General features: G+C 34.0%; 25 protein-coding genes and 1 other annotated feature. Of the genes, 15 read left to right on the forward strand and 10 right to left on the reverse strand.

The features are described from left to right. Positions 1 to 15: 15 nt before the first annotated feature. Positions 16 to 903 carry a hypothetical protein gene (locus tag JFL43_RS04845; protein ID WP_407701954.1) on the reverse strand — a complete coding sequence of 296 codons (888 nt, stop codon included), beginning with the start codon at positions 901 to 903 and terminating at the stop codon, positions 16 to 18. 153 nt (positions 904 to 1,056) lie between these two features. Here JFL43_RS04845 and JFL43_RS22995 point away from each other — a divergent pair, with 153 nt between their 5' ends. The 4 genes from JFL43_RS22995 to JFL43_RS04860 all read left to right on the forward strand — a co-directional run bounded on the left by JFL43_RS22995 (position 1,057) and on the right by JFL43_RS04860 (position 3,957). Beyond that, a complete protein-coding gene (locus JFL43_RS22995) occupies positions 1,057 to 1,623 on the forward strand; it encodes a DUF4885 family protein (protein WP_267907753.1) in 567 nt (188 codons plus the stop codon). Continuing rightward, positions 1,611 to 2,081, forward strand: a complete 471-nt coding sequence (locus JFL43_RS23000; RefSeq protein ID WP_325166634.1) for a DUF4885 family protein — start codon at positions 1,611 to 1,613, stop codon at positions 2,079 to 2,081. Before JFL43_RS22995 ends, JFL43_RS23000 begins: the two co-directional genes overlap by 13 nt. A 152-nt stretch (positions 2,082 to 2,233) precedes the next feature. Next, the gene (locus JFL43_RS04855; RefSeq protein ID WP_200748164.1) at positions 2,234 to 3,097 is read left to right on the forward strand and encodes a GNAT family N-acetyltransferase; all 864 of its coding nucleotides are present in this window, start codon (positions 2,234 to 2,236) and stop codon (positions 3,095 to 3,097) included. A 26-nt stretch (positions 3,098 to 3,123) separates the two neighbouring features. Further along, on the forward strand, positions 3,124 to 3,957 hold the full coding sequence (locus tag JFL43_RS04860; protein WP_200748165.1) for an alpha/beta fold hydrolase: 834 nt from the start codon (positions 3,124 to 3,126) through the stop codon (positions 3,955 to 3,957). A gap of 57 nt (positions 3,958 to 4,014) precedes the next feature. Here JFL43_RS04860 and JFL43_RS04865 read toward each other — a convergent pair whose 3' ends face one another. From JFL43_RS04865 to JFL43_RS04880, 4 genes are all read right to left on the reverse strand, one after another. After that, a complete protein-coding gene (locus JFL43_RS04865; protein WP_200748166.1) occupies positions 4,015 to 4,494 on the reverse strand; it encodes a phosphotransferase in 480 nt (159 codons plus the stop codon). A gap of 54 nt (positions 4,495 to 4,548) precedes the next feature. Then, a complete protein-coding gene (locus tag JFL43_RS04870) occupies positions 4,549 to 4,881 on the reverse strand; it encodes a protein kinase family protein (RefSeq protein ID WP_200748167.1) in 333 nt (110 codons plus the stop codon). Between the two features lie 1,068 nt (positions 4,882 to 5,949). Beyond that, positions 5,950 to 6,168, reverse strand: coding sequence for a DUF3006 domain-containing protein (locus JFL43_RS04875; RefSeq protein WP_234447594.1), 219 nt, complete (start codon positions 6,166 to 6,168; stop codon positions 5,950 to 5,952). After that, a complete protein-coding gene (locus tag JFL43_RS04880; RefSeq protein WP_200748168.1) occupies positions 6,165 to 7,034 on the reverse strand; it encodes a ComEC/Rec2 family competence protein in 870 nt (289 codons plus the stop codon). The genes JFL43_RS04875 and JFL43_RS04880 overlap by 4 nt, the downstream gene beginning before the upstream one ends. A 161-nt stretch (positions 7,035 to 7,195) precedes the next feature. On the opposite strand from JFL43_RS04880, the gene JFL43_RS04885 reads away from it, so the two are divergent. Together JFL43_RS04885 and JFL43_RS04890 are read left to right on the forward strand one after the other, a co-directional pair. Next, positions 7,196 to 7,732, forward strand: a complete 537-nt coding sequence (locus JFL43_RS04885; protein WP_200748169.1) for an RNA polymerase sigma factor — start codon at positions 7,196 to 7,198, stop codon at positions 7,730 to 7,732. Then, the gene (locus tag JFL43_RS04890; RefSeq protein ID WP_200748170.1) at positions 7,711 to 8,391 is read left to right on the forward strand and encodes a hypothetical protein; all 681 of its coding nucleotides are present in this window, start codon (positions 7,711 to 7,713) and stop codon (positions 8,389 to 8,391) included. Before JFL43_RS04885 ends, JFL43_RS04890 begins: the two co-directional genes overlap by 22 nt. A gap of 56 nt (positions 8,392 to 8,447) precedes the next feature. Here JFL43_RS04890 and cyoE read toward each other — a convergent pair whose 3' ends face one another. Next, entirely contained in the window at positions 8,448 to 9,392 is a 945-nt protein-coding gene (gene cyoE / locus JFL43_RS04895; protein WP_100797778.1) for a heme o synthase, read from the reverse strand. A 367-nt stretch (positions 9,393 to 9,759) separates the two neighbouring features. Between cyoE and JFL43_RS04900 the strand changes: the two genes are divergently transcribed. From JFL43_RS04900 to JFL43_RS04915, 4 genes are all read left to right on the forward strand, one after another. Beyond that, a complete protein-coding gene (locus JFL43_RS04900; protein WP_100797777.1) occupies positions 9,760 to 10,671 on the forward strand; it encodes a helix-turn-helix transcriptional regulator in 912 nt (303 codons plus the stop codon). A 61-nt stretch (positions 10,672 to 10,732) separates the two neighbouring features. After that, a complete protein-coding gene (locus tag JFL43_RS04905) occupies positions 10,733 to 11,119 on the forward strand; it encodes a GyrI-like domain-containing protein (protein WP_200748171.1) in 387 nt (128 codons plus the stop codon). A 41-nt stretch (positions 11,120 to 11,160) separates the two neighbouring features. After that, positions 11,161 to 11,736, forward strand: coding sequence for a MepB family protein (locus JFL43_RS04910; protein ID WP_200748172.1), 576 nt, complete (start codon positions 11,161 to 11,163; stop codon positions 11,734 to 11,736). A 168-nt stretch (positions 11,737 to 11,904) separates the two neighbouring features. Continuing rightward, positions 11,905 to 12,139 (forward strand) — a binding site (T-box leader). Between the two features lie 57 nt (positions 12,140 to 12,196). Next, positions 12,197 to 13,552: an amino acid permease gene (locus JFL43_RS04915; RefSeq protein ID WP_200748173.1), complete on the forward strand. Its 1,356-nt coding sequence runs from the start codon at positions 12,197 to 12,199 to the stop codon at positions 13,550 to 13,552. Between the two features lie 713 nt (positions 13,553 to 14,265). Here the strand turns inward: JFL43_RS04915 and JFL43_RS04920 are convergent. After that, positions 14,266 to 15,189 (reverse strand): alpha/beta hydrolase, encoded by a 924-nt coding sequence (locus JFL43_RS04920; RefSeq protein WP_200748174.1) that lies wholly within the window; start codon positions 15,187 to 15,189, stop codon positions 14,266 to 14,268. Positions 15,190 to 15,329: 140 nt separating this feature from the next. After that, positions 15,330 to 15,953, reverse strand: a complete 624-nt coding sequence (gene proC, locus JFL43_RS04925) for a pyrroline-5-carboxylate reductase (protein ID WP_234447595.1) — start codon at positions 15,951 to 15,953, stop codon at positions 15,330 to 15,332. A gap of 361 nt (positions 15,954 to 16,314) precedes the next feature. Between proC and JFL43_RS04930 the strand changes: the two genes are divergently transcribed. Continuing rightward, complete coding sequence (locus tag JFL43_RS04930) at positions 16,315 to 16,458, forward strand: hypothetical protein (RefSeq protein ID WP_200748175.1); 144 nt, start codon at positions 16,315 to 16,317, stop codon at positions 16,456 to 16,458. 300 nt (positions 16,459 to 16,758) lie between these two features. Here the strand turns inward: JFL43_RS04930 and JFL43_RS04935 are convergent, their stop codons facing one another. After that, positions 16,759 to 18,453 carry a tetratricopeptide repeat protein gene (locus tag JFL43_RS04935; protein ID WP_200748176.1) on the reverse strand — a complete coding sequence of 565 codons (1,695 nt, stop codon included), beginning with the start codon at positions 18,451 to 18,453 and terminating at the stop codon, positions 16,759 to 16,761. Between the two features lie 426 nt (positions 18,454 to 18,879). Here JFL43_RS04935 and JFL43_RS04940 point away from each other — a divergent pair, with 426 nt between their 5' ends. Beyond that, positions 18,880 to 19,419, forward strand: coding sequence for a GNAT family N-acetyltransferase (locus tag JFL43_RS04940; protein WP_200748177.1), 540 nt, complete (start codon positions 18,880 to 18,882; stop codon positions 19,417 to 19,419). A 366-nt stretch (positions 19,420 to 19,785) separates the two neighbouring features. On the opposite strand, the gene JFL43_RS04945 is transcribed toward JFL43_RS04940, so the two are convergent. Then, positions 19,786 to 20,334, reverse strand: a complete 549-nt coding sequence (locus JFL43_RS04945; RefSeq protein WP_100797770.1) for a flavodoxin family protein — start codon at positions 20,332 to 20,334, stop codon at positions 19,786 to 19,788. Between the two features lie 116 nt (positions 20,335 to 20,450). Between JFL43_RS04945 and JFL43_RS04950 the strand changes: the two genes are divergently transcribed. The 3 genes from JFL43_RS04950 (at position 20,451) to JFL43_RS04960 (ending at position 24,543) form a co-directional block, all read left to right on the forward strand. Then, complete coding sequence (locus JFL43_RS04950) at positions 20,451 to 21,362, forward strand: LysR family transcriptional regulator (RefSeq protein WP_200748178.1); 912 nt, start codon at positions 20,451 to 20,453, stop codon at positions 21,360 to 21,362. A gap of 708 nt (positions 21,363 to 22,070) precedes the next feature. Beyond that, a complete protein-coding gene (locus tag JFL43_RS04955; protein ID WP_200748179.1) occupies positions 22,071 to 23,024 on the forward strand; it encodes an ABC transporter ATP-binding protein in 954 nt (317 codons plus the stop codon). Between the two features lie 4 nt (positions 23,025 to 23,028). After that, on the forward strand, positions 23,029 to 24,543 hold the full coding sequence (locus JFL43_RS04960; RefSeq protein ID WP_200748180.1) for an ABC transporter permease/substrate-binding protein: 1,515 nt from the start codon (positions 23,029 to 23,031) through the stop codon (positions 24,541 to 24,543). Positions 24,544 to 25,010: the final 467 nt, after the last annotated feature.

Below are 25,010 nucleotides of genomic sequence, written 5' to 3' on the forward strand. Positions count from 1 at the left end.
ATAAGAAGTGGAATGCTAGAATTGGTCAGTTACATCATATTCATAATTAATATTGGCATTGACATTGGTCATAGTAGATTTTGCAGTTGCTTTTGCATTGTATTTGAAACTCCATATGCTAGCCACATCGAGTTTATTCTGTAAGGAGATGTTGTAGGAGCCGCTAGTTGGATTAGAAACAATAGCTGTATTCCAAATCCCGTTTTGATTTGATATTAATTTATGCGTTACATTTCCTTGAATAGGTGTTTGGGTACTAGAAGTCGTGATAGATTTGACAACTGCATGTAGTGGAATAGTAGCGTTAGTAGTTAAATCCATAGTAATGACAGAGGAATCAACACCATCTAAATTTAAACTAGTATTGCCATTATTAATAGCAGTTTCTTTAAAATTAAATTTGCCACTACCAGATTTAATGCGGTCTAGAATAGATACAGTAAAATACATGTTACCAGTATAAGTCCCTCGACTAACTTTTACATAAAAAGTTTCCGAAGCTGAAGAGACATCGTCAGCTTTTGCATAAATAAAAGGAGTAAGTGAGCTAGGATCAATTACGTTCGTTCCTGTGTTAACGGATAATGAATTTTTATATACTTCTATTTTCATACCTGCATATTGATGCTGGTATGAACTTCTTACATAAACTCTTTCTCCTGCATTTGCAGTGAACTTATAATAAGCTTCGTTTTCACCTTCAGGTAATATTGTAGTACCTGTACTACTGTATTTCCAATTGCCTATTATGTAGGCAGTGTTGGAACTATTATTTCCAGTAATAGTGTCAGCCGCAGAAGCCGGTACAGCTAGAGTAGATATAAAAAGTACTAACAACGCAAAACTTAAAAAATGTTTAAACATTTTTTTAAAAATATTTCTACCTCCCCTTTTATCTCTCATTATACCATAATATGGATATAAGTTAATATTAGTATTTAATGTGATTTATAACTAACTAATTTAGTTGTTTACTACTTAATATCACCATATAATTACCGATAATTTGAACAATAAGTAATTATTTAGAAAATATTATATTTAAGGAGAATCAAAATGAATATTAACGCTATCTCAACACCTTTTATAACGACAACATCAACCAAACAAATAGTTCAGGATAAAACAATCACTGGAGACAAAGGTGAACCCAGTAATCAAAGTAAAAATGACTGGACAAGTGAATCTGAAAAAAGAATGAAAATATTAGATGAGAAATACCGAAAAATCAACGAACAAAATAAACAATTTAAAAATCCCTTTGCACATATTAGTGATAAGTATCGAAATCCCAAATCGCCTTACTTTAGGAGTGACTTGACAGAAGCAGAGAGGAAGGCTGCAATGACTATGGAAATGACATGGGCTAGGCATGGTAGCGGAGGGCAATATGATTTTTGGGATGCAGCTTTTCGTAATGAGTTGCCTATTTATATGGGAGTAGAGGAAGTTGAACGGAGAGCATTTAATCGCGAAAAAGTGAATGGTCAGTTAAACGGGCTGTTTGCTAAAAATGGAATAACCATTCCTAATGGGACAAACTTAACGTTTACCATTGACCCTAATCATTTCAAACTAATGGTTGGAGGAACACAAAAGATATATCACTCATTACTCAATTAGAAAGCGTACTCAATACGGACAATAATGCAAGAGAGCTATTTTTTCATATTATCCAAAGTCGTTCGGATGATTCCAACCAATTTACGCGTGAAAAATACGATAAATACCATCTTGTCCGTCAAATTAAAAATGTGACGGGTTATGATTTGAAAAATTTAGAGGTTGTGAATGGTAAGTTTGTGACAGAAGATGGAACTGATATTTTTGAGTTGTATAAGGAAGGACTTCGTAAAAATCCTTATAGTGCAGCGAATGCTGGCATTGCAGCATCGCATTACGGTCAGCAATTAGCTGGACTTGCCAAAAATGGTTTCGATTCCATCCCTGATTTAGTTTTAGCGATTGGATATGAAAATAGTTCATTACAAGACTTGGGACAAAAAGAGAGCTATGGAACGGGGAAAACAAATTGGATTGATGAATGGAAAGCTAGTGTTGCTACACTAAAATATAAATGACTCTAAAAAGGGAGTTGCATGTATAACAATAGAATTAAGGTGGATTAAAATCTATATTTCATTTGAGTATAATATTTCCGCTTTTCCAATGAAAGTAAATGTGGATGAGATGTATTTAAGTAATTCTAGACAAAATTCAGGAGATGAAAAAAATGATTAGGATGGCTACAAAATTAGACATAGAGAAGCTGGCACATTTTTTATCCAAGTGTAATGAATCATCACTTCACCATATTGGCTATTGTGGACAAGATGAGCAGGAAATAAAAGGTGTATTGCAAAATGAATTTTCAGATTTACCTTTTGAAAATTCAATAATTATTGCTGTTGAAAATGATAGTATTATTGCAGCAATTGGTCTTGATTTTGATGAGGAAGATCAATCTGCAGAAGTATGGGGGCCTTTTGTAAGGGATAGGGGAGCAACGGATTTATTGCCTAAAATGTGGAATCGATTATGCGAACAGCTGACCATTTCTTTGAAATACCCTCATTTTTTCATCAATATTGAAAATGAAATTGCGATAGATTTTGCTAGTGACGTTGGTGCTGATCTGAAGGGACATCATTACATTTTACATAAAGAACGTCAAAATCATATAAATGAAAGCTCGGAAAAAATCTTTAAATTAGATTCAATTAATGAAGAAGCTTTTCAAAAATTACATGACTTAGCTTTTCCAAATACATATTATAATGGACAAACAATCTTATCTCGACTTAACGCAAATCGAGTAGTATTTTGCTATTGTGATGAGTGGGGATTAAAAGGTTATGTTTTTGTTGAGGCAGATGCCGAGAACGGAGAAGGTACAATTGAGTACATAGCAGTTGATGATCGGTTCCGTAAGAACGGAGTAGGAAGGAAGTTGCTTCTGCATGGTTTAGATTATTTATTTTCTTATGATTCAATAACTGATATTTCTTTAACAGTGGAGAAGAGTGAACGAGGAGCAATTCATTTGTATCAATCTGCAGGGTTTAATATTCAGCATGAACTTGTATTTATGAAATAGACTTTTAATTCATAGGGGGCATCATTATGTGGGAGCAAAGATTAATTAATACATCTCGTGGTACGTTTGAAATTTTTGTGAAGGGCAGCGGTGAGCCACTTTGTGTAACGCATTTGTATAGTGAGTTTAACGCAAACGGCAATACCGTGGCAAATCCGTTTACAAAGCATCATACGGTATATTTAGTGAATTTAAGAGCAGCAGGCCAGTCTGCACCGTCACTTAAGGAGCACGATTTAAGCATGGCAGAATCAGTGAAAGATTTAGAGGCAATTCGTGAAGCACTTCAGTATGAGAAATGGGCGTTTGCAGGGCATTCCACTGGGGGCATGTTAGCATTAATATATGCTATTTTAGCAGAGCAATCATTGACTAAAATCATAGCAGGCGGAGCGGCAGCATCAAGTGAGTACATGCATCATAAAGATAGCATTTACTGTAAAGAGAATGCTAATAATGAGCGTATAAAAGAGATTATGCAACTATTAAATGACCCACAAATGCCTTTGGAAGAGCGCCGAAAGCTAGGTCGTGAGTGGACGGAGATGTCTATATACCATAAAGAGCGCTATGATGTATATTTTAGTCGCCCAAATAGCGGAAAAGTAGTAAATGCGCGTCTCAACTATTTTTCGTATATAGAATTAAAAAAATACGATTTAAGACCACAACTTCCAAAGGTTACTATACCTTCCTACATATATGGCGGTATACATGATACACAATGTCCTTATTATTTTTCTCAGGAAATGGCCGATCTAATCCCAAATGCCAAGCTATTTACGTTTGAAGAGAGCAATCACTATCCGTTTGTGGAGGAAGAACAAAAATTTGAGGAATTTGTAAAAGCTACATTGTGATTTCAGAAATAGAGCTGCTAATGGGCATTGGATTGTGAAGTTAGCAGCTTTTTAAGTTTAAGCAAAAGCTCTTTTATATTTGGTATACAAATTGAAAAAGATAAGTGCGGCATCAAATGCCTTCTGCTCATAAGCAGTTAACACACCTCTTATAAACCATAATGAGATAAAGTCATTCAATAAATGGATATCGATCGTTTCAACTTTAGAGTAGAAAGCTACAAAATGATTGATATAATGTCTAAGCTCATCATCATTGCAGTGCGCTGGAGCATTTGATGTAAGGATTGCAGCTAAATCAAAATAAGGATGTCCCATTCTAGCTTCACCAAAATCAATAATAAATAATTCACCGTTATAAAGAGTATTCCAAATACCTAAATCACCGTGAATCCATTGTGTTTCAAGTGAGGTTCTATTAACTAATTCTCTAATTAACAGTTCCATATCTGTTCTGGTAGGAAATTGTTGAACGTTACCCCAGTTATTCTTTATAGCTGTCCAAGTGGCTAATGTATCACAACGATCCTTTTTCACGCTAGTATTCTTAAAAGTGCGTAGACCTTTTTGTAAATCAAAGTAAGTATTTATCTATTGAGTTAAGAGCACTTCACTTTTAGCAGAAGCTATGAATGGCTGCAAACGAAAAATATGTTCATTTATTTGAATATACGATTTTCCTTCAAGGGTAGGGAAAATGAACGGTACCATTTTTCTTGAACAGCTCGTATTTAAATGCTGATGTAATGAAAATTCAAAACCTGCATCAATAACAGTTGCTAACGAGCGGAGGATAAATTGATTTGAATCGGTGCTGATAGTAAATGTCATTGCTGTTTTACCCTGATAAATTTGCTCAATAGAAGCAATTTTATCTAAATTATATTCATATTCTATTACTTCTAAGTGGTTGATGAGATTCATTTTTTTAACCTCCATTTTGAGAAAGTATCAATATTTTTGTATAAATGAGCTGACCTGAAACACGCACTTTATAACGATATTGCACATAATATGGACGCAGCACGTTTGGAGTTAGCCATATGAATAAATGTAGAAAATACTGTCTGTGATGTCTTTAAGCCGTCTGAAATGAATAACAGAATCTGTTTAGGCACTTTGAGCTCTGACAATAGCTGTTGTAAACCATTATATTGTAAATTAGGTAGCAACGACGATATTAATTGTTAATATAAAATAAACTCTGAATATTCTGAATTAATAAGAGTGCCAAATAGACAAAGAAATAGGACGCTTCCTGTTCAAAATTGAACAAGAAGGGCTCTATTTTTCTCTAAAATGAATTTATTTTTAAAAATTGCAGGTTTTTCAGTGTCTTCGTAGAATACCAGACTCATGCCCATATAGTTGCCTAAATGAAATGTCTATCTTTTTTGGTTGAGTTCAATGCATGCTAGCTTTTTCATTATACTTTTAATTCATGTACGATTAGATTTAGCTATAACGTTAAAAATAAAAAAGATTAAAAATGTAATTAAATATAGGAAGAGATTATTTGTGTTAAAATGTAAGATATACCTTCTGTAGCTTTAAAAATATTTAGTAAATAATTAATGCAACTTACAACTAAAAGAATTAAACTTAGTGTCCATATTAATCCCAGTATGTATTTTAAAATTTTCATTTTTTTAAACCCTCCTATTCTAAATTAATACTATAAATACTGAGATTTAACCTTATCCTAAAAGTTGCACTCTATACGTTACGGCAGTGTTTGACGGATTGTGCCCTATTTTGAAAATCACGGACGCGTTCCTCTCTAAGGGCTTAACGTTCAATTCATTATATAAAAACCTCCAGAATAAGATTATTAAAGGAGATTATCAAATAACTGAATTGAAGTTAGATGGTGTGGAGTATTTGATGTTTACTTTTCAAGGAAGCCATACAAAAAACGAGTCGAGAAAATTTGCATTTTTCTCGACTCGTTTTACTTTTTAAGCGCTTATGAGAAGGCCTACTTTACGCAATCTAATCTTCAAATAAATCATCCATTAAATCACGAATTTCCACTTCTAGTTTCTTTCTAGTAGTGGAGTCAATGGTGATTTTACCTTGATGAAAGATTAATACATCGCCAGGTTGTACGCCTTTTGGCAGCTCGGATATTACAATATCCTGCATGCCGTCCTCAAATTCTACGACAGCGATTTGGCCTTCGAAACGATCAATAATACCTGTTTTCATCATTGACTTACCTTTACGGAAATGTCTGAGCCGTTTGATGTAAAGAGTATATTCCCTTGTTTATCAGTTCTATATACTTCGGCACCGACTTTCTCTAGGCGATTTAATGTAACGGATGTAGGATGGCCGTAGCCATTTGTAGCACCTACACTAATGGCAGCAAATGTAGGCTTCGCTTTATCCAAAAATGCCGCTGAAGTAGCTTCTTCCGCCCCGTGATGACTCACTTTTAGAACGTCTACTTTTGGTACTAATCCATTCGCCAGCATATCATTTTCAGATGGCAATTCAGCATCACCTGTGAATAGGAATTTGTTATTACCGTTCTGTAAAAGTAAAACTGCGCTCCAATCATTCAAATCACTTTGACTATATGTAGTAACTGGTGCGATAAATTTTAAAGATAGATTTTCTTCTGTAGTCGGAATTTCTACATCTGTTTTTGCTTGTGTAATTTTCAAGCCTTGTTTTTTCACAGCTGTTAAGAAATTTTTATAAGCAATGGTTGTGTGACTTACTTTCGGTGCGTACACTTTTTTCACTTTAAAAGAATCAATGACCTCTGCAAGGCCCCCGACATGATCAGCATCTGGGTGAGTAGATACGACCGCATCTAACGTTGTCACATTGTTCTTTTGTAAGTAAGTAACGACTTCATCACCTGAGCCTTTATTGCCGGCATCAATTAATATATTTTCTTCTTCCGTCTGTATTAATATGGAATCACCTTGACCGATGTCGATAATATGTACGAATACATCCGTTGCATTAGCAGAATCAGGTTTATCGGTTGATTCATTTGAATCAGTAAGCTCAAAAATTAATCCAATGGCAATTAAAATAACTATAAATATACTTGTCTTTTTCATATAAAAACCTCCATGTACCACTTTAACATTGTTAGTAGCTGTTTTGTAGTGGAGTTAAGAATTATTCGGTAAGGCTAATATTTATAAATTAATTTCAACTAATTTGAAACAAATACCAATTTCAAACGACTTATTAGTAAGCAACGAAAAGAGGTGATGTTTTGAGCAAATTACAAGCTAATATAGAAGAGTTATACGATGAGTATTACCGCGATGTGTATCATTTCGCATTGTATTATACGAATAACAAGCAAGAAGCAGAAGACATCACACAGGAAACATTTATAAAGGTTATGAAAAATATACATAAATTAAAAGATCTAGAGAAGCAAAAGACATGGATTTTATCAATTGCTCGCAATACAGCGGTAGATATTCATAGAAAATATAAGTTAAGGCAATTGATTCCTTCAATGATTGGTTCGAATTTAGTAGCTAGTGAAAATAATACAGAAAAGCAGCTACTATTGAAGGAGGAATGGGAAATCTTGCAGGAAGCATTGCTCGCTATAAAACCACATTACCGTAGCTTAATCATTTTAAAGGGGTTGAAGGAGTTTACGATTAAGGAAACGGCTGAAATATTAGATTGTACAGAATTGAAAGTGCGAGTTGATTATCATAGGGCGATTGCTCAATTGAAGAAGAGGCTAGCAAAGGAAGGGGGGGGAGTTATATGCAAAATGACAAATGGTTGAAAAAACTAATGGAGCGCCCAGGTTTAGAACCTGATCAAAAATTTGTCCAATCATTACGCAAATTAAAAAATCTGAGAGGTGGGTCTGAAATGCTCTATAAAAGATATGAAACGCGTCATATTTTCATGGTGCTAGCAATATGTACATTCTTAATTTCACCATTATTTGTACTGTTAGTGCCTCTAGCAGTAGTACATACCATTCATTATCAATACGGTGTCTTCCTTGTATATGCACCGTCCGTCAATTATTGGGTGATTGGAGTAGGCTGGTTTTTTGTCTTTTTAGCTTTCTTACTCTTATTTTTATTAGATGTGAAGAAATTATCTATCGTTTTATCTATTATTTGTATAATTGCAAGTGGAATTGTATCATTCGGTGGTTCAACATCCTATATTAAAATGACTTCGGACGACATTTCATTTCGTGGTATTTTCGCAAAAGAGAATAATATATACGGTTGGGATGAAGTCAAGAAGCTCATTTATTATGAAATGGAACCTGAAGATAAAGAAGCTTCCTATTATGAGTTCTATTTTAAAGATGGGCAAATGCTGACTATTAAAGAGAATGGGCATGTTGCTGAAGCACAAAGAACGTTTTTTAGTCTTGTGCAGGATGAAGGTGTGGAAGTCCAATATGTCACGAAAGAAGAATAAGACAAAAAAACCAGCTCCGAGAATAAATTCTCGTTAGCTGGTTTTTTTTATAAATCTTATAGTTTAAAAAAAATCCCGATTAGTGAGTAGATGATAATCGTTGAGAATAAGATCGTCATATGGTATAGCGAATAAATGAACATAGATTTCGCCCATTTCTCTGGGTCTTCTTTTTTAGTCCCTGAGATGCTGAGCATAAGCCAGATAATATTAAGTAAAAGTGCTACTAGCATTAGGCCGATACTTAATGTTCCAAGTAAAAGGCTAACACCAATTAATATGACTAAATAGACATTTGTTTGAATATATGTGCGTTTCATGCCTTTTACTACGGGAAGCATTGGCACATTTGCTGCTTTATAGTCGTCATGCTTACGTATGGCAATCGCATAGAAGTGAGGCATTTGCCATATAACTGTTATGACAAATAGGCCGATAATTGCCGGATGCGAAATATCTGGTGTGATTGCTGCCCATCCAACCAGAGGGGGCATAGCGCCTGAAATACTGCCGATTTCTGTATTATAGATCGTTCTACGTTTACTCCACATTGTATATGGAACGACATAACCAAATAAACCTATGAAGCCCATAAGTGCAGCCATTGGTGTTGCATATGCTAGTGCACCTAAACCGATGAACATCATGGAAAATGCTAAAATGAGTGTTGTACTAGCTTTGATTTCCCCAGTTACAGTCGGTCTATTTTTAGTTCTTTGCATAACGGCGTCAATATCGCGGTCATATACATTATTAAATGCGCCTGCCGCTCCAATAACTAAAGTAGTACCAAAAAGAGCACAAATAATTTCCAGTGTCTTATCGAACGGGCTTATTTGATTTTTATATAAAGCTAATGTTAATCCTGCAATCATCGGGATTAAGTTGGATTTAATAATACCGGTTTTAACCGTTTGGGATAAAATTTTTGATAGAGGCTGTTTCGGCATTGTTTGGGCCGAAGATTCTACACTCTGATCACCTTTTACATCACTTTGCATTTTACTCCTCTTTCCTATTAAGCATAAATAATAATATTGTATTTTAAGTTCTAACTTATAGTATCTCTTATATTTTGCAAAAGTGCTAGTCAATCAGTATATAAAACCTTGGATAAAGTACTTTTGGACAGAAAATAGTAACAAATTCTTCACATCCATACATATGTTTAGTTGTTGAAGTTTTAGCTGAATATTGAGACGATATATATCGTAAATGTATCTTTTTAAGAAGGGGTTTTTAACCTTTTACAGTTGAGAATATATGCTCCTTTTAATTTGAAGGGAAAGGAATATGTTAAAACAATGTCGTTCTGAATCTCCTAGATACATTACATTAAAATACATTGCATAGGGGAATGAACAAACCATGAAAACAGAGAGAATGTTTTCAATACTGATCTATTTATTGAAGAAAAAGAAAGTATCTGCTGAAGAATTAGCCAATGAATTTGAAGTAAGTAAAAGAACGATTTATCGAGATATGGATGCATTATCATCAATCGGTATACCTATTATTTCTTACTTAGGAAAGAATGGAGGCTTTACTCTAATTGATAATTATCAATTAGATAAATTTACATTTAATGAAGAAGAAAAGAAGTTTCTATTAGAAGGTTTAACATTAAAAAATGAATTATTTAATAACAATCAATTATCCATATTACAAAGAAAGATAGAGCTATTGAAGGAAAATAAAGAAGAATTTAATCCAACTATCACAGTGTTATCATCTACATTACACCGAGAATCGATAGAAGAAGAAACAAAAGTGAAGATAAAAAATATACTTTCTATTATTGAAGACGGACATAAAATTTCTATTTCCTATGTGTCACAAACAGCGAATAGATCAAGTCGAATTATCCAACCATTAAAACTAAATTTTATGGATGGTAGCTGGTATTTAGAGGCTTATTGTGAAGGGAAAATGGCTTTAAGATTATTTAAGTTAACTAGGATTAGAAATATGGAAGTAATACAGGAGACGACAAGAACAGCCTATACTGAGAGAAATGAGTACATAGCGAATAGAGAAATGAAAATGGAGAAGATTACTTTAATGTTTTCAAAAAGTGAACTTGGGAAACTGTATGATTTTTTTACTGAGGATGAAATTTCGATACTTGAAGACGGACATATTGAGGTAGCCTTTAACTATGATGTCAACAAAAATATACTGCCATTTATATTGATGTTTGGTAGGCATGTAAAGATTCTATCTCCACAATGGCTGAAAGATGAATATATGAATGAAATTAAATTTATTTATAAAAGCTGACAGACAGTTGTCAACATATGAATGCTATGCTTTCTGTATTAACTAATAGGAGGAAATTTATATGAAAACAGAAGTTACTGAAAAAACCATTTATGGAAAATGTGTAAGAACGAATAATCAAAATACAGATGTCATACTTAGTCTGTGGGAAGACTTTCTTCGTTTAAATTTAAAAGGTGATATATATGGTGTATATACTAATTATTCAAGTGATTTTACAGGTGATTATGATTTCCATATTGGTACAGAAGAGAAATTTAATGATGTAAGTAATATCATAATCCCATCAGGTAACTACCATGTAGTAGACGTAGATAATACGGATCCAAAGGGTGTTTTTAACGCTTGGGTAGATATTTGGAACAGTGATATAAAAAGAGCATATAAAACTGATTTTGAATATTATTCGAAGGATGGTAGCATCAAGATCTTTTTGTCGGTTGAATAATGAATAGTGACCTTTATATTTAAAATGGAGTATTTGAACAAATGAATCAGAAAAATAGTAACTTTTCAGATGCTGACACCAGAGGTCAAAATCTTTGGACTTCCTCTGCCACAATTCATAGTGACCTTCTTGCAACAAGGGATCTTGTCTATAGTCCATGTAGATTCGAATGCTCTCAACCAAAAATAGAAGCACAAAATGCTGAATATGGGGCATATGTATTTCAGTTGAATGCTCTATCCATTCGATTTCGTGTTGCTAAAATTACTCCTACAAAGATAGGGCAATTTGTGACTTTGTGGGACAGAATTGGGGCTGGACCGATCCAACCATACGACATATCAGATCCAGTAGATTTGTTTGTTATTAGTACCCGCAAAGGAAATAATTTTGGCCAGTTTGTATTTCCAAAAGCGGTTCTATGTAATATGGATATAGTATCCAATAGAGGGGAAGGTGGTAAACGGGCAATGCGCGTTTACCCACCTTGGGATAAACCTACAAGCCGTCTAGCCCAAAAAACGCAGAAATGGCAACAAGCATATTTCTTGGAAATACCCAGAAATAGTGCAATAGACAGTGTGCGTACTCAAATGCTCTACGGTCAAAATGTTTAGTATAAAGTAGTAACTCACAAAAGATTGATGGTCTAACATTTAGAACAATTTCATCATATTGGGTATTATGTTTTCACTTTATAAATTATTCTGAAATAAAATGTTGACAAAATTAAAACGAGTCCGTATAGTATTGGATATTCATTAAAAATTTTCAGATATAATTTTCGAAACGCAAAGATTAGGAGTAGTAAAAGCTTATTATTTGGTCAAGAGAGCTGCGGGTTGGTGCAACGCAGTCAAATAATACTTTGAACTTGCCTAGGAGTGGTAAAGTGAAAACAATAGACAGACTATTCTTTTTATTTTAACGATTAACCATCGTTACAAGGTTTTTAAGTAGGGTTCATTAAGAACCAATAAGAGTGGTACCGCGGTATGTTTAAGGCATATCGTCTCTTCTTTCATTTGATTATGAAGGAAAAGACGATATGCTTTTTTGATTTTAGGAGGTAATGAAATGGAGAAAGACAGACAGCATTTACAAAGAACAATGACTTCACGACATATTACGATGATGGCTTTAGGTGGTGCTATTGGAGCAGGATTATTTAAAGGAAGCAGTTCGGCTATCGATATGGCAGGTCCATCAGTACTTCTTGCGTACTTAATTGGTGGTATTATTCTATTATTCGTTATGCAAGGTCTAGCTGAAATGGCAGTCCGCAATAGCGATGCAAGAACATTTAGAGATTTAGTCCAATCGATTTTAGGGAAATACCCCGCTTATTTTTTAGATTGGATCTATTGGAAAATGTGGGTTTTAAATATTACAGCTGAATCCGTCGTTGCGGCAATTTTCATTCAATACTGGTTACCAGATTATCCAATTTGGATACTTGCTTTATCGGTTTCGGTGTTAGTTACAGCCATTAACTTGCTATCTGTAAAAGTGTTTGCTGAAACGGAGTACTGGCTTGCATTAATTAAAATTACCGTTATTGTGGTATTTATCATAGCTGGATTCGTGTTATTACTCGTAACTTTTGGAAATCATACAGCAGTTGGTTTTTCTAACTTAACTGACCACGGCGGTTTCTTTCCGAATGGATCAGCAGGATTAATTACTGCGATGCTTGTTGTCATCTATTCTTATGGGGGTACAGAAATTATTGGTGTCACTTTAGCTGAAACGAAAAATCCCGAAAAAGTGGTTCCAAAAGCCGTTCGCAGTACACTAGTACGAATCATCTCTTTCTATCTAGTGCCATTTTTCATTATCGTTAGTTTAATTCCTTGGAATGAAGTAAACGGGGTACCAGAAAGTCCGTTTGTGATGGTATTTAAAATGATTGGAATCCCAGGTGCTGACCATATTATGAACGCAGTGGTTTTACTCGCGATCATTTCATCGATGAACTCTGGATTATATGGCTCATCACGTGTTCTATATACACAAGCTATGGATGGCCGTATTCCCAAAATCTTTTCGCATTTATCGAAAAAGAAAGTTCCAGTGTATGCCATATTAATGTGTACTTCTGCTTTATATATGGGTGTGTTAATTTCTTTATTTGCCGGAAGTAAGACTTTTGATTTTCTAATGGGTTCACTAGGGTATACGGTATTATTTATCTGGTTAATCATTGCGATTGCTCATCTAAAATCTCGTAAAAAACAACCCGAAAAAACAAGTGCCTATGCAGTTAAATGGTTCCCTTATACAACTTGGTTTGCTATTATCGCTTTATGTGCAATCCTAATTGGTATTATCTTTACAACATCTATTATTGTAACAAGTATTACACTAGCTATCTATATTTTTATTACTTTGACTTATGTATACAAGGAACGTTTTCATAAGAAGGCGGCTTAATACTAAATGATTGCTAAAAAACGCTTGGAGAAAGGTTGATCCAAGCGTTTTTCTCGGTTTTGTACATGTTTCTCTTTTAAAGAATTTTCATATTTGTGAAGGCGTGTTGATTAACCAATTTAAACCATTACCATTAAAGTGGTAGGTTGATTTCCGCTACGTGATGATCGGTTTCCGCGGGCAAGCACCGAGCCGCTTCCTTCACTACGCTCCGTGCAGGGTCTCGGTTCACTTGCATTTCCCGCAGGAGTCGAGCATCCTCAGCTACAATCAATAAAAAATGTAATAACATACGTTAATATTGAACATAAAAAAACCATTTTAACGGTAAATAACAACCTAATATTCCCCTAATCAACACACCTGTTCGTGAACAATAAAAGCCAGCTACTCAATCTAGATTCTTATTGAGTCACTGGCTTTTTATAATCTATTTTAACAGGTGTATTGATTAACTAATTTTAACCATTACCATTAAAGTGGTAGGTTGATTTCCGCTACGTGATGATCGGTTTCCGCGGGTAAGCACCGAGCCGCTTCCTTCGCTACGCTCCGTGCAGGGTCTCGGTTCGCTTGCATTTCCCGCAGGAGTCGAGCACCCGCCGCTACAATCAACTAAAAAATGTAGTAACATACGTTAGTATTCAACTTAAAAAAGCCATATTAACGGTAAATAACAACGTAATATTTCTCTAATCAACACACCTACTATATTAACTTTTAATGAAATCTGCAATCAGTTGAACTGTCTTTTTCGTATCTTCTTCAAAAAATTCCATTTTACTAAAATAACTATGGATGAGGCCTGGCATAACAGTATGCTGAGTAGGAACACCGGCTTCCTGCAATCGTTTAGCATAAGCAACCCCTTCATCAAAAAGGACGTCATATTCGGCAGCAATAATAAGTGCTTTTGGTAAATACCTTAAATTATTTTGCAGAAGAGGGGAGACGGTATTCTTTTCATACTCTGCTAAATCATTAACATAATGCTCTCCAAACCAAATCATTCCGTCACGATCCAATCCAAGATCGTATGCATAATTTTCGTAAGATGTAGTAGTCATATCCATATTAGTAACGGGGTAAATTAATACTTGAGCAGTTATATCGGGGCCATTTTGAGCCTTCGCAATATGCGTGACAACCGTTGCTAGATTTCCACCCGCGCTATCACCTGCAACACTAATATTATTCGGATCTCCGTTTAATTCTGTAGCATATTCATATGCCCAAAGTAGTGCATCAAAGGCGTCATGTAAAGGAGTAGGGAATTTATATTCTGGTGCTAAGCGGTAGTCGACCGAAACTACGACTGCATTTGCTTGTGCCGCAAGTAAGTGACAGCCTGCATCTGCAGATTCTAAGTTACCAAATACCCAGCCACCACCGTGATAATAAATGATAATTGGGAACGGGCCTTGCCCATTTGGAATGTAGATGCGAACATCAATTTCGTTACCATCTCGGACAGGGATTTTACGATCTATTTTTTGTTTTAATAGCGGTAAGTCAATTTTAGGCTGAGGGCAAAGTGCTCGTGCAGCTCTAACTTCCGCTGGTTGTAAATGATAATATTTTGGCGATTTATTAGTGTTGGCGATATATTCTTTAGATGCATTCGTTAAGTTATTCATCAAATCCACCTTTCAAATTCGAAGTAATAGTATCTTCATTATACACTATTCCTATAAGAAAGGTAGGTATTTGATTCCGAATGATAAAAAACAGACAGAACATAACGCAAAGTAGCGAAAAGTTCTGTCTAGGTAGTGAATTATGATAATGTACCATTTTGTGCGATTACAGCTGATACTGCATCATAGATCGTACTGGCAAAATGGTCATTTTGTAGGGAAGTGACGCCTTGAATTGTTGTACCTCCAGGTGAACAAACTTGATCAACAAGTTCCCAAGGATGCTCATTAGATTCTAAAATCATTTTGGCACTGCTAAGGACAGAGCTCGCAGCGATCTCTAAAGCCATTTTCTTATCAATACCCTCGCGCACAGCGGCTCTTGCTAATGAATCGATATATAAATAGGTAAAAGCAGGGGAAGCTCCGCCGATAGCTGAAAATATCGTGAAGAGATTTTCTGGTAGCTCTATAATCGAACCGATTGTTTCAAAAAGTGTAGCAACTATTGTTTTGTGCTGCTCTTTTACAGTTGGAGAAATAGAGAAGCAAGTTGTGGAAGCGGCAACAATGGCGTTAATATTTGGCATCACACGGATAATTGGTGTGTCTGATTGTAAATTTTGCTGTAAATAGTCTATCGATTTTCCAACCGCGACTGAAATAATGAGATGCTTTTCGTGTATATATATTTTCACCTCAAGTAAAACCTCAGCTAACATTTGTGGTTGCACTGCTAGAATGATGACATCTGTATTTTTCATGATCTCTTACACAGATTGACAAGTGATAATGCTGTAATTATCCGCAAGACTTTTCGTTTTCTCAATCGTCCGGGTATAACAGTAAATCTCCGTAGATGTAAATTATTCACTATTATACATGCCTTTTGTAATGGCGGAGGCCATACTACGAAGGCCGGTAAATCCATACTTCATTGAATAACACTCCTAACATATTTTTAAAGTATAATATAGAAGTGCTATTGTTAGAGTTTTTGACTTGCAGAACTATTGTGGATAAAAAGTGAATATAAGATAATAATGGAATGCAGTTCCTCTATAAAAGGTAATATAAGGAGGTATATAGAAATAAATACAGAGAAGCTTTAAAAGGAGGGTATCGATGAAAATGCTTTTTGCTGTTTTAATTATTTCAGGAATTTTTGCAATATATGATGCAATAAGAAGAGTTAATAATAATATTCTTGAACAGACGGAAGAAATTAAAAAACTGCATGATAATCTAAGAGAGTATATGAAAAAGTAATTTCCTCTTACTAAAATCTAATAAACAAAGCCCTTAGTCCTTGCTAATTAAATTTAAATTCTTCATTTCTAATACCAAGATGTACAGCAAGTGCTACTTTACGTCCGTTAAAGCACCTGTTTGTTTAATAGTAAAGTAGCGCCCCTTTAGCTAGACTAAGGAAATAAATAATTGAGTAGCTATTCTATTGACAATATAGAATAGCTACTCTTTTTTAGTTTAAACACGAATCACCTACAAAAGTGCAAAAGAAAAACAACATCGCAGTTAAATGAACTACGATGTTGTTTATAAAGGTTGTTAGATAGTCGCAAGAGTTTCTGCTTTTGCTAATAGTTCTTCTCTTTTCTCTTTCAGTTTCGCAGACTTGCTGGATTGGAGTGCATGATCGACAGCTTCAATTGCTTCAGGTAATCGATCTTGCTGTTCTAAAAGACTGATTAATAGTAAATGCATTCTTGTGTATCGAGGGAAGAGCTCTAGTCCCGCGTATGCAGCTTCAAATGCTTCGTCTATTCGGTTTAGATCTCGTAATAGTTCAACCTTTAATAATCGCGGTCGGTCATAGGTTGGTGATAACTGAATCGATTGCTCCGTTAACTGGAGTGCCCAATTCTTTTTCTTTGTTCTAGCGCAATGGATAGCTAATATCCGATGATATTCTGTTGATTTTGAACGTAACACTCGTTCGTAATTAGGGATTTCTTCCTCCGCCATAAATTTACTAACGATATCCTTTAAAATACCTACTTGTGATAAGTAAATAGAAATACGGTGACCAGCATAAGGGAAGTAAATGAATTTCGCATTAGGATAAGCTTTCTGAATTACTTTTTTCATGTATTTACTATCAATAGGATCCTTAGGATCGTACATAATCGTGGGAGAAATCCCAGGATTATAAGGATGTTCAAGCCCATGTGTGAACTCAGTATACGCTCTCATTTTAGAGCCGTGATTTGGATGAGCAGAGTTCCTTGGGCTAAGTGCTAGGATATTACAATCAATTGTCGAGCCAAAATACAAAGCCCCATACCCACCAAGGCTTGTGCCGTAAGAGAATTTTTTGTCATAGCCAGTAGCAAGTTTGGCAACGGTATCATAATATTCTTCACGTGATAAATCTTGGTGATAATTTTTCGTAGTTCTGCGTCTTAATGAAATTAGATCAACTTGTTTTCTCTTCAATAAATTGAATGCAAAAGGTGTTCTTTCCCATGTTTTATCAATAGCATCAAATGTGGCGAATACAGTTTTTGTAGGTTCTATATATTTATAGAATTCAATTCTGCTTTCACCATTATCAAATAAAACGACTTTTCGATAACCATTATCAAATAGATTAGGTATTTCCTCTTTGTATTTCGTCAAACATTCAGCGAATAGTAATTCAGCTTTTGAATGATCACCTACAATTTGATAGGCAATACTTAAGTCAACAAGCACCGAAGCAGGTACCTCTTCACCTAAAAATTGCACAAGTTCCTCTATTCTTTGGATGGCTTTTGGCCAATTCTTCTCAGCTAATGCTAGCTGTGTGAATTCAAATCGTAGCATTTCATTTGTGGGGTCTTTCTTTATAACAAGTTGGAGTATTTCATCTGCTTCAACATAATGTCTTTTACATACTAAATACTTATATAGCTTGTAGTAAAGAGTAGATTCTTTCCTGCGTGGTATGTTTTTAACCGTTCGTGGTAAATGCATTGCAATAGCCTTTAAGTTTTTTTTGCGAATATAAATCTTCATCAATTCAGCATGAATAGACAGGCTCATTGAATGTATATTTGCACCTTCTTGCAATAACTTTGTAGCTTGGTTAACTTTATTTTCTCGTTTTAGTAGTTTAGCAACGTCAACATAATTAGACCTACTAGGTACAGACCTCTTTTGCGTTAAAATGTCGTGGGCAATTTGAGTACTGACATCCTTATTTTTATTATTCTTGTGGGTATTTTGTTCCTCTTGTGTAAATAAGATCTTGTTATTAGACATGCTAATCTCCTTTGTACGTTTAAAAGCCATTTTCATAACGACTTTTATTAATATCGATATTGAATAGAAAATTTAATTTGTATCAGTTGTTTCTATTTTGTTGGGATAAAATAGAAAAATAATATCTATACAATTCTAATTTCCTGTGTCATACAACATTAACTATTTCAATTTAATCATGAAGGTGCTGGATATCTCTACAAAACAAAGGATTTGTTATAAGATTGTTACAACCGTTACAATTTTAATATATGATTGTAACTTAAGTGGTGGTTTAACAGTTGTAATGATGTAATTATTGTGCTCAGTTCAATCAAAATCAAACCATTAAAAAAAGTGTTAAAAGTTAGAACGAATGTGTAGCTTTGTTAGATATCCATTGGCAAATTCAGCAAAATAATCTGAAGAAATATGGAGGGAAGAGTAATGATAGTACAACAGGGTCTATTAACTATTCGAAAACTTGAGCGAGAAGATGATATACTTCTTGCAAAATGGCTTTCAGATACAACTATTTTAGCATATTATGAGGGAAGAGATAATCCTTTTAATTTAGAAAAAGTAAATAAGGTATTTTATAAAGAAAATGATGTAGAGACGCGATGTATTATTGAATATGATGGCATCAGCATTGGTTACATACAATTTTACCCTCTAGAAAAAGACAGTAGAATAGCATTTGATTACTGTGATGACACTGAAATAATATATGGATTGGATCAATTTATCGGTGAGTCATCCTACTGGGGCCAAGGAATTGGCACAAAGCTCATAGTAGCTATGAGGTACTATTTAATAGAAGAAAAACAAGCTGATATTATCGTGATGGATCCTCAAGTATGGAATGAAAGAGCGATTCATTGCTATGAAAAATGTGGCTTTCAGAAGGTGAAATATTTGCCAAAACGAGAACTGCATGAAGGAAAGCTAAGAGATTGCTGGTTAGTGGAGTATAGAAACCGTTAGAAAGGAAAAGGACGATAACAGCGCACACTGTGTATCATCCTTTTGTCTATTAATGATTCGTTATTTCTCTTCCTTTACCATAGGGGCACCGAAGATTGGGTAAAATCGTTATTAGCTACTGACTTAATGCTCGATCAAATCGAAGAAATCTTCTCTAAATAAAATGAAATGTAAAAAAAGCGCTCATTAGGATCATTTAATGAGCGCTTTTATTTTCCAGGAAATACTTATTTTGTATTAGATGGATGCTGTTATTAATGATAGTGAAGTAATTGTAGATGAATAAAAATGAGCGCATAGATCATGGAAATAATGGACCGTTAGTTGTAAGTAAGGCCATTCAAAACCAAAAAGCGTCACTTACAATTATTTTAAATTCTTTAATTGTTTATTTAGTAAGTTAGCTTGAGATACCGCTTGTTGATCTTGTAAAATATCACCGGGTTTATTACCTTCACCTATAATATAAGATGAAAAACGCATATTTAAGAAGTCAAAAGTATATTGGAATTGCTGAATAAGAGGTAGTCCTTTTATTTTTGGTTCATCTCCACCGACAGCAATTACAATGGCATTAACGGATTTTAAGTGTTCTTTAAACTGTGGAAATCGTTCATCTCGTATTGCATGGCTTAGTCGATCAATCATGGTTTTCATAATACCTGACATGCTGTACCAATAAATCGGAGTAGAAAAGATAATTAGGTCACTTTCTAAGAAAGCGCTAATAATTTTGTCATAATCATCGTCTACTAATTGAAAGCCACCTTCAGCATGACGTAAATCATGAATTGGTTGAATGGATAAGTTTTTTAAATCAATTTTGTGATGTTTTATATCCTTTGTCACCAAATCTGACAGTAGTTCACTGTTGCTTTCTTCTCTAGAACTGCCGATAAATGTTGTAATGTTCATATATGTCATTCCTCTCTATACTTTCGTATATAAAAAGCTTAAACTTAAAGTCGTTATTAATAAAGATGAATGTTTCGATCATATTAATCGCTAAAACCGATTTAGGAGTGTGGCATATGGATATTAAGCATTTACATACATTTTTAACAGCTGCTAAAACATTAAGTTTTACGCAAACAGCAGAAATATTGGATTACGCACAGTCTAGTATTACAGCTCAAATCAAGTCTTTAGAGGGAGAATTAGGAATACCTTTATTTGAGCGTTTAGGAAAACGAATTTATTTAACAGAGGACGGTAAGCAAATAGAACAATATGCACAAAAGATGGTAGATCTTGAGGAAACAATGAGAAAGGCATTATCCAATCAAGATGAATCGAATGTGACTTTAACGATCGGTGCACAGGAAAGTCAATGTACTTATCGTTTACCAAAAATTTTGCAATTGTTTAAAAATCGTCATCCGAGGGTGAAAATAGTATTTAAGCCTGTTCATACAATTGAAGTTGCCAAGGATTTATTGCAGTCTGGTAATCTGGATTTGGCTTTTATAACGGATACACATAAAGAAACACCAATGCTATGTAAAGAGGAATTAATCGAAGAAAATTTAGTATTTGTAGTGGCACCAACTCATCATTTAACGCATAATAAGACTTTAACTTTACAGAACGTTGCTAAGGAAACAATATTATTAACGGAAGAAGGATGCTCTTATCGAAATCAATTTGAATATCAATGTCATTCAGAAGGTATTCATCCAAAACAAATAATAGAATTTTCTAGTATTGAAGCGATAAAGCAGTGCGTGATTGCTGGATTAGGTATTACATTGTTGCCAAAAATGACAGTTGAAAAAGAGTTAGAAAAAGGACTATTAATAGAATTACAAACCACTATTATAATGGAGACTGTATTTACTGAGCTTGCGTGGCATAAGGATAAATATATTTTCTCTTATTTAGAAGATTTCATACAGATTTCTTGCGAACAGTATAAATTATTTAATGGATATTATAGTGTATAATAGAAAAATTGTTGGGGCGTTGTTGTAAGAAGAATATAACAATTTTATTGTCATTTTCAATAAGCTATATTAACTAAATCCAATCACAATGACAGAGGTTTAAAAGTCCCTGCTACAAATAAGTGATGTGACTTTAATGTTTTGAAAGTTAAAATTAGAAAACATTATTTTACTGAGAAATAAGCATAATAATAGAGGATCACTTAAAAAAGACATAAAAAAAAGCAGGCGCTCATCTGCCTGCTAGAAAAAAGAAAAAGATTCCCGACAATCCGAGTCGTTATGGAATCTTAGTTTGTAATGAAAGTTCGAAAACAATCATTACGTAGGTTTGGCACCTAAATATGAATTATACGCCTATTAAATGAAAGATGCAAGGAAAATATCAAATGAAATAAGAGGTTATCAATATTTGATATAGAAATATTTTTCTTAAAAGGTTGAAAGAAGATTCAAATGAGGCAATCATATACGAATATAATACAGAATTAAATAATTAGATGGGGGAAAAATAAGAAAATAAAAGCTTTAAAGATTTTAAAATACGTATAAGATTAGTGATTTTTGTTTATCTTAAGCAAAATATTTAACATATGAGATGCAAAAAAAGATGAATTACAATAAAGAATGAAAATAGAACAACAATTAACTGATGTAAATCAGTAAGTCCAGTTAAAGATTATTATAGAATTAAAGCGAGGTAATTAAATGATCGTATTTGAGAATGTATCTAAAAAGTATGATAATAACCAATCCGCAGTAAACTATCTCAATTTGGAAATAAAGAAGGGAGAATTCTTTGTCATTATAGGTCCAAGTGGGTGTGGGAAAACAACTTTACTGAAAATGATAAATCGATTAATTCATTTGACTGAAGGAACTATAAGAATTGAAGGAAAACGAATAAGTGATTATGACATACATGAGTTACGTTGGAATATTGGCTATGTCCTACAACAAATTGCACTTTTTCCACATATGACGATTGAAGAGAATGTTGCTATTGTTCCAGAATTAAAAAAATGGAGTAAGAAACAGATTCAGTGTCGAGTTCATGATTTACTAAATATGGTTGGACTTGAAGCAGAAAAGTATAGTCATCGAAAACCAGCAGAACTTTCCGGTGGAGAACAACAAAGAGTGGGTGTTGTTCGTGCATTAGCAGCAGATCCTGAAATCATTCTAATGGATGAGCCGTTCAGTGCTTTGGATCCCCTTAGCCGTACCAAATTACAAGATGACCTTCTTACCCTTCAACGAACAATCAAAAAAACGATTGTCTTCGTTTCGCACGATATGCAAGAAGCACTAAAACTAGGAGACAGGATATGTGTGATGAAGGATGGAGAAATAGTACAGCTCGGTACACCTCAAGAAATTATGCAAAATCCAGTAAATGATTTTGTTAGAGAATTTATTGGACTGACTGGGGATATTTCGGATACGTTCAATATACAGAGTATTATCCAGCCAATCTCAAAAGAAGATGGCTATTTGCAAGTTTTACACAAAGTTTCAGTAAATGATTCACTACGAGTAATCCTTAATAAGTTGGTACATCATGAATGTTTATCAGTAGATCGTGACGGTGAAATTATAGGTATTATTACGAGAGAATCGATTATTAAGTATTTAGCAAAAGATTCTTTAGAAAGAGGTTAACCATATGACAAATTTAGTAGATGTTTTTAACGAACGCAAAGGACAGCTGTTAGCCTCTTTACTAGAACATATTCAGATTTCATTTATTGCTCTCTTTTTTGCAGTAGTTATTGCAATACCAATAGGAATCTATTTAACTAATAAGAAAAAAATAGCGGAAAGTATTATAGGGATTAGTGCTATTTTACAAACGATTCCTTCATTAGCGTTGCTTGGTTTTTTAATTCCATTATTTGGGATAGGTAAGATGCCTGCAATAATAGCATTAGTAGTTTATGCTCTTTTGCCCATTTTACGAAATACATACACAGGCATAAATGAGGTGGATCCATCCTTGAAAGAAGCAGCTATGGCTATGGGGATGAATACTCGAAAGAGATTGGTGAAAGTGGAGATTCCTCTTGCTATGCCTGTTATTATGGCGGGGATCAGGACAGCCATGGTATTGATAGTTGGTACAGCTACATTAGCGGCACTGATTGGTGCTGGGGGATTAGGAGATATTATTTTACTAGGTATTGACAGGAATAATACATCTCTGATCCTTTTAGGAGCGGCACCGGCTGCATTATTAGCGTTAGTATTTGATTTTTTACTTAAAAAACTTGAATCCCTTTCCTTCCAAAAAACAGTAATTGCATTAAGTACGATTAGTGTTGCAGCGTTACTAATAATTTTTGTTCCATTAATAAACATCAATGAAAAAGAAGACATAATTATTGCAGGGAAACGTGGACCAGAACCCGAAATTCTTATCAATATGTATAAATTACTAATTGAAAATGACACTGATTTAAATGTTCAATTAAAGCCTGGTCTTGGTTGGACTTCTTTTGTATTTAATGCACTAAAATCTGGTGATATTGATATTTATCCAGAATTTACGGGTACAGCAATTTCTGAGTTTTTGAAAGAAGAGGCTATAAATAATAATCAAGAAGATGTATATAAACAAGCAAAAGAAGGAATGCAGAGAAATTTTGACATGGTAATGCTCAGCCCTATGAAGTATAACAATACTTACGCATTGGCTGTTTCAGAAGAAGCAGCAAAAACATACCAGTTGAAAAGTATTTCAGATATAAAGGCTATTCAAGAAAAAATAAAAGCAGGATTTACAATGGAGTTTAATGATCGTGAAGATGGGTATCGTGGTATTCAAAAACGTTATGGAACTACTATTTCTAAAATTACTACGATGGAACCGAAACTTAGATATCAGGCCATAAATACAAGAGATATCGATTTATTAGATGCATATTCAACTGACAGTGAGATACGACAATACAATTTAATCGTTTTAGAAGATGACAAGCACTTATTTCCTCCCTACCAAGGTGCACCGTTATTAAGAAAAGAAACAATTAAAAAGTATCCTGAAATAGAGCAAGCTTTGAATAAACTAACAGATCAAATAACTGATGATGAAATGCGTGAGATGAATTATCAAGTAAACGTAGAAGGTAAAAAAGCATCAGAAGTAGCACGCGAATTTTTAGAGGAAGCAGGATTGTTATAAAAGTTTGAGAAATGGTCATTTACTGTACATTACTGTTTGTTATAATAGTAGGAATTTAACTTATTGAACCTGCTTTTGAAATTCAATATGTTCATTATGAAGTACAAAAATAGTCAAATTTATTATAAAAACTAAATACAAAATACAGAAAAAAGAATCCATTTGGGTGTAATTTATACCGAAATGGATTTTTTGTATGTAGTAAAATACAGAATCACACACTGTTTTACTACAACATTAAATTAAAAATACTTCTAACCGAATATTAGAACAAAGAGAAATACACTTTAGTAATATTAGAGGATTTAAAGTTTGTCATTAAGATGAATAACTTTCCCTACAATAGATTTTTCAAATAGCCTTATACTGTAAAATTCACCATTTGAAGATTAGGTAATATTATTGAAAATGTGACGGAGCAGTAGTGTAATGTACTCTGAGCATTACTTTAGTAGTAATTATACAAG

Source organism: Viridibacillus soli, assembly GCF_016612995.1.
Lineage (GTDB): Bacteria > Bacillota > Bacilli > Bacillales_A > Planococcaceae > Viridibacillus > Viridibacillus soli.